The sequence below is a fragment of the Desulfosarcina sp. genome (assembly GCF_033791525.1).
Taxonomy (GTDB): domain Bacteria; phylum Desulfobacterota; class Desulfobacteria; order Desulfobacterales; family Desulfosarcinaceae; genus Desulfosarcina.
Genome location: NZ_JASJGN010000374.1, coordinates 1 through 5,573 on the forward strand (window position 1 = coordinate 1; position 5,573 = coordinate 5,573).

The 5,573-nt window shown below is 57.8% G+C and carries 6 protein-coding genes; 5 read left to right on the forward strand and 1 reads right to left on the reverse strand.

The window, feature by feature from the left end; translation table 11 throughout:
- Positions 1–244 precede the first annotated feature (244 nt).
- From odhB to QNK41_RS18415, 3 genes are all read left to right on the forward strand, one after another.
- On the forward strand, positions 245–1,492 hold the full coding sequence (gene odhB / locus QNK41_RS18405) for a 2-oxoglutarate dehydrogenase complex dihydrolipoyllysine-residue succinyltransferase (protein WP_319259845.1): 1,248 nt from the start codon (positions 245–247) through the stop codon (positions 1,490–1,492).
- A 1-nt stretch (position 1,493) separates the two neighbouring features.
- The gene (lpdA, locus tag QNK41_RS18410) at positions 1,494–2,906 is read left to right on the forward strand and encodes a dihydrolipoyl dehydrogenase (RefSeq protein WP_319259848.1); all 1,413 of its coding nucleotides are present in this window, start codon (positions 1,494–1,496) and stop codon (positions 2,904–2,906) included.
- Between the two features lie 293 nt (positions 2,907–3,199).
- Positions 3,200–3,901 carry a flavodoxin family protein gene (locus tag QNK41_RS18415; RefSeq protein ID WP_319259850.1) on the forward strand — a complete coding sequence of 234 codons (702 nt, stop codon included), beginning with the start codon at positions 3,200–3,202 and terminating at the stop codon, positions 3,899–3,901.
- Here QNK41_RS18415 and QNK41_RS18420 read toward each other — a convergent pair.
- The gene (locus QNK41_RS18420; protein ID WP_319259855.1) at positions 3,849–4,436 is read right to left on the reverse strand and encodes a hypothetical protein; all 588 of its coding nucleotides are present in this window, start codon (positions 4,434–4,436) and stop codon (positions 3,849–3,851) included. The genes QNK41_RS18415 and QNK41_RS18420 overlap by 53 nt on opposite strands.
- 254 nt (positions 4,437–4,690) lie before the next feature.
- On the opposite strand from QNK41_RS18420, the gene dksA reads away from it, so the two are divergent.
- A complete protein-coding gene (gene dksA / locus QNK41_RS18425; protein ID WP_319259858.1) occupies positions 4,691–5,056 on the forward strand; it encodes an RNA polymerase-binding protein DksA in 366 nt (121 codons plus the stop codon).
- Between the two features lie 271 nt (positions 5,057–5,327).
- Positions 5,328–5,573, forward strand: a 246-nt coding sequence (locus tag QNK41_RS18430; protein WP_319259861.1) for a response regulator, incomplete at its 3' end; no start/stop codon positions are given.

Here is a 5,573-nt window from a genome sequence, read left to right on the forward strand (position 1 = left end):
CTTTTTAAAAAACGAACTGCAGGATGTCCAATATAGAGGTTCGAATGTCGAAGGAAGGCATCGCTGCGCGATAGCGAATATAAAACGATAGAATACCTTCCTTCTCAATTCTGCGGTTCCTTGTTCGACATTGGATATTCGCAGTTGTTCAACCCAATTGGTCGAGGGAATCAAAAAGGTTGCAAGTGACCCGATCCTTGCCCTTCAGCCTTCAGCCTAAACCCCTATTTACCAAGGAGCCTGCATGTCCATCGAAATCAAGATTCCCAGTGTTGGCGAGTCGGTCCAGGAAGCAGTCCTGGCCGAATGGTTCAAACAGGACGGCGACACCGTCCGCAAGGACGATCCCCTGTTTGTCATCGAAACGGACAAGGTGACCCTGGAGGTGGTGGCCGAGGCGGATGGCGTGCTGAAGATCCTTGTGGCTGCCGGAGAAACCGTGGCTATCGGTACGGTGGTGGGGGCCCTGGAACCCGTGGATGCAGCCGCGCCGGCGCCTGAAAAGCCGAAAGTCAAAGCCGCAGAGGAACCGGAAAAAGCAGCGGCCCCGGCGCCTGCCGCACCGGCAGCCAAACCTCCGGCGCCTTCAGCCTCGGCCACGCCTGCGGACAGCATCCCCCTGGCGCCTTCGGTGCGCCGGTTGATCGCCGAAAAGAATCTGGATGCGTCGAAAATCCAGGGTACCGGCCCCGGCGGGCGCCTCAGCAAGGGGGACGTCCTGCTTTACTTGGAGAAGGCGCCGGCCGGCATCCCCGATGCGGCGCCCACCCCGGCGGCTCAACCGTCGGCGGCAGCCATGGAAGAGCGAAAACCCATGACGCCTATCCGCAAACGTATCGCCGAGCGGCTGCTGGAGTCCAAGCAGAGCACGGCCATGCTCACCACCTTCAACGAGATTGATATGGCCCGGGCCATGGAAATCCGATCCCTGTACAAGGAGGTGTTCCAGAAGCGCCACGGGGTCGCGCTGGGGTTCATGTCCTTCTTCGTCAAGGCATGTGTGGAGGCCCTCAAGGAGGTGCCCGAGATCAACGCCTTCATCGACGGCAGCGATATGGTTTATCACAACTACCAGCACATCGGTGTGGCCGTGGGAACCCCGCGGGGACTCGTGGTGCCGGTGATCCGCCATGTCGAACGCATGAGCTTCGCCCAGGTGGAAAAAGCCATCGTGGATTACGTGACCAAGATCAAGGACAACCGGCTGGAACTGGCCGATCTGGAGGGGGGCACCTTCACGGTGAGCAACGGCGGCGTATACGGCAGCCTGCTCTCCACCCCCATCCTCAACATGCCCCAGAGCGGCATCCTGGGCATGCACAAGATCGAAAAGCGGCCGGTGGTGATCGATGACCAGATCGTCATCCGACCCATGATGTACGTGGCGCTCAGCTACGACCACCGCATCGTGGACGGCAAGGGCGCGGTGACCTTTCTCAAGCGGGTCAAGGAGTTCGTTGAAAACCCGGAACGCATGGCATTGGAGGTTTAAGATGGCACAACAAGCACAGTTCGATCTGGTGATCATCGGCTCCGGACCCGGCGGATACGTGGCGGCCGTTCGTGCGGCCCAGCTCGGCATGAAAACCGCCGTGGTGGAAAAAGCCTCCCGTCTGGGCGGTGTCTGCCTCAACGTGGGGTGCATCCCCAGCAAGGCCCTGCTGGATTCCTCCGAGTACTATCACCTGGCCAAGGACCGTTTTGCCGAATACGGCATCAAGACGGGAAAAGTCTCCCTGGATTTGCCAGCCATGCTGGCCCGAAAGGACAAGGTGGTGGAGGAACTGACCGAAAACGTGCGCAAGCTGCTGGACGGCAACAATATCGAGATCATCCATGGCACGGCATCGGTCGCGGCGCCGGGATCCGTTGAGGTGGATACGGGCAAAAAGAAGAAAACGACCCTGCCGGCAAAGAACATCCTGCTGGCCACCGGCTCCGAACCCATTGAAGTCAAAGGGCTGGAATTCGACGGCAAGCAAATCGTCAGCTCCACCGAAGCCCTTTCCTTCGACAGTGTGCCCAAACGTCTGGGCATCGTCGGCGGCGGCTACATCGGTTTGGAGCTGGGATCGGTGTGGAGCCGGCTTGGTTCCAAGGTAACCGTCATCGAAATGCTGCCCAAGATCGCCACCACACTGGACGGCCAGGTGGGGCGGACCCTGGATCGTATCCTCAAACGGCAGGGTTTGGAATTTAGGCTCAACACCAAGGTGGCCAAAGCCGCGGTGACCGGTAAAAAGGTCAAGGCCGTGCTGGAAAGCAAGGGAAAGACTGAGGAAATGACCTTCGACCGGCTGCTGGTGTCGATCGGCCGGCGACCCCTCACACGTGGCCTGGGCATCGAGGCGTTGGGCATCGACACCGATCCGAAAACCGGCCAGATCCTCGTGGACGAAACTTACCGCACCAGCGTCGACGGCATTTACGCCATCGGTGACCTGATACCCGGCCCCATGCTGGCCCACAAAGCCTCCGCCGAAGGCACCGCGGCGGTGGAATGCATGGCCGGCCGTGCCGGTGAAGTGAACTACGATACCATTCCTGCGGTGGTCTACACCTGGCCCGAGGTGGCCAGCGTGGGCCTTACCGAAGAGCAGGTGCGTGAAAAGGAGATCCCCTACTGCGTGGGTAGCTTTCCCTTTTCCGGAGCGGGGCGGGCACGCTGCATGGGTGAAACCGACGGGTTTGTCAAACTCATCTCCCACGGCAAGACCGACCGGATCCTGGGCGTCCACATCATCGGCCCCCGGGCGGCGGACATGATCGCCGAGTGTGTGCTGGCGCTGGAGTTCGGTGCCAGCTCGGAAGACATTTCCCGCACCATCCATGGCCACCCCACTTTTTCCGAAGCGCTGCAGGAGGCGGCCATGAATGTCAGGAAATGCTCCATTTACGCCTCTTGATGGATACTCCTAAACGGCATTTTCCGGCCCAGGCCGACGTTCTCACATCTTTGAGATCCTCGACGTAGCTCTGCTACGCCTGCGGTCTCAAAGATGCTGCGGCCTTGTCCTGGACCGGAACCTACCATTTATGAGCAACCATCATCATACTACTGACACTAAAGCAATCATCACAATGGACGCCATCCCGTTGGAAGCCGGGAGCCAGGATCTTTATGGATGACGGATCAGGTCCGGCATGCCCGAGTCTCAACGATCCATTCGCCAGCTGATAGATACCGAAAGGAATCCGTATGAAAATACTGGGAATTTCCGGCAGTCCCCGAAAAGAGAGCCAATCCGGCGTATACAAGCTGGTCCAGACCGTGCTTGAAAATACCGGTGTAGACTATGAAATCGTCTCTCTGCGGGGAAAAGCCATTTCAGGATGCATCGCTTGTCAGGGGTGTGTCAAAGATAACGTATGCAAAGTGGAGGATGACCTGACCCCGCTGCGTGAGAAAATCGTGGCCGCGGACGCTTATGTTTTCGGCGCGCCCAACTACTACTCCACACTCAATGCCGCCACCCATGCGCTGCTGGAACGCTGGTTTCAGTTCCGCCATCAGACCGGCGACCTCCTGTGGGGCAAGTTGGCCGTGGCCGTGGGGGTGGGCGGCACCAGCGGTCGCTTTCCGGCAGACGAACTGGAAAAGCTCTTCCTCTACAACTTTATCGAGACGGTGGCCAAGGTGACGGGACAGGGTGCCGCTTCCTGCTATACCTGCGGTCACGGAGAAACCTGCCAGGTGGGAGTCCCCCTCATGGTCCATGGCCAGGGGGTCAAGATTACGCCGGACATGATCCCGGATGTGGCCAAGCAGCCCAAGGTCATGGCTGCCGCCGTCGAGGCCGGAAAATTGCTGGGCCAGCGGCTGAAAAACGGCCACGACCGCATGGCCGTCACCCGGAAGGTGCAGGAGAAGATGATGGCGATGTTCGCCTCTTCCGCTTGATCCGGCGGATCACTTCCACTTCCATCCTGACGCGTTTCTTTTCGATCCGTTCAATTTTACCAAGCAGGGCGGCCGCTGTGGACCGCCCTTTTCTTTTGAGAACGGACAGCTGGGCCGGGCAGATATACCCGATGCACATCCACGGCCGGATTCGCGGAGGCAGACGACATCCGTGGTGGTTTAAAAACGGACAGGGATCGTTGGGATCCGATGCCGCCTGACAGGGCGGAATGGGTTCTTCTATCAAGTGGAGAAAAAGCAGATCCCGAAAATCGATCCACACCGTGTTGCCGATGCAGCAGGGTTCGGGGCAGAAGCGGCAGGTCCGATTGCACAACGCCGCCATCAATGGCGTCAGCTCGTCGATTCCACGGCGGATTTCCACGGCCACCGCTATTGCTCTCCCCAGATCCCGGCGGTGAATTGCCAGCAGACGGGCTAAGGCGCAGTTCGATGCCCGCCATTGCGGATTACGGGCTGCACCACCGTTGTTTGGCCAAAAGGGTGGGGTGGTTTCGTGGTAAGCGCTTTTCATGCGCAATCCTGAATGGGTGTTGAAAAACCCATTCTAACCGATGTCCTCCTCCCGGCGCAACCCATCACCGCCACCGCCGTGGACACCTAACCGGTTGCCTCCAGCATCGACTCCATCGATCGGATCGTGTTCGTTTATAGTTTGCCTCTTGATTCTTTTGCTTTTGATGTTATTTTCTTGCCCGGCGCATCATCGAGTCATGTGCGTGAGTGATGCTTTGCATTAATGCTTTCGCCTTTTGTCAGGATGGATAAATGAATAAAAAAGACATCGACCATTTTCAAATCATGTTGCAGACTGAGCTTGATGCGCTGCTGGCAAAGGCCGGAATTGCGGTGGTGGAGCTTATCGGTTCAGTATACTCCAATGAGGCCGACCCGCTGGACCGGGCCACGGAGGAGGAGTCCCGTAACCATCAGCTGCGCATTCGGGGCAGGGAGAGCCGGTTGATTGCCAAGATCAAAAAGAGCCTCCAGGCCATTGATGAAGGGACCTATGGCATCTGTGAAGAATGTGAGGAGCCCATTGCGATTGCCCGCCTGAAGGCCAGACCGGTCACCAGCTATTGTATCGACTGTAAAACCAAGCAGGAGGCCTATGAGCGAGTCACCGGCACTTAGCCGTGATATCGCATGTGAGCGCCACCCATTACCTTCCCGGGCAGGGTTTCATCCCTCCCGATTATGCGCGAACGCCGTCGGTTCCTTTCCTCTCTTTAAATATTCTGCGTCCATGCTGTTGGTGTTGCTTTTGTCTGGAAACCGGATCGGAAAGTTGAAAAATTCTATGAATTATTCGATGATGCCGCTGAGGACCCCGGTCGGGTGTGACCCGGTTGACAGGGTTTGTGTGTATTGCTCAGGGTAGTAGCGTCAGCACAGGAGATGCCTCATGGTAAGTGACACGATACTGGTGGTAGATGATGAAACCGATTTGGTTCATGGCCTCCGGCGAACCCTCTCCATGGAAATCGATTGCCGCGTCCTGACAGCCGAAAATGGTGTCCAGGCCCTTGACATCCTGTCGAATACGGCTGTTGATGTCGTTCTGGCCGACGTTCTCATGCCGCAAATGGATGGAATTACGCTGCTTGAACGAATCAAATCCCGGGATCCTGCGGTAACGGTCATCATCATG

Bases quoted from the DNA above. Each gene is read 5' to 3' on its own strand.
- odhB (WP_319259845.1), top strand. From the start codon at position 245: ATGTCCATCGAAATCAAGATTCCCAGTGTTGGCGAGTCGGTCCAGGAA.
- lpdA (WP_319259848.1), top strand. From the start codon at position 1,494: ATGGCACAACAAGCACAGTTCGATCTGGTGATCATCGGCTCCGGACCC.
- QNK41_RS18415 (WP_319259850.1), top strand. From the start codon at position 3,200: ATGAAAATACTGGGAATTTCCGGCAGTCCCCGAAAAGAGAGCCAATCC.
- QNK41_RS18420 (WP_319259855.1), bottom strand. From the start codon at position 4,436: ATGAAAAGCGCTTACCACGAAACCACCCCACCCTTTTGGCCAAACAAC.
- dksA (WP_319259858.1), top strand. From the start codon at position 4,691: ATGAATAAAAAAGACATCGACCATTTTCAAATCATGTTGCAGACTGAG.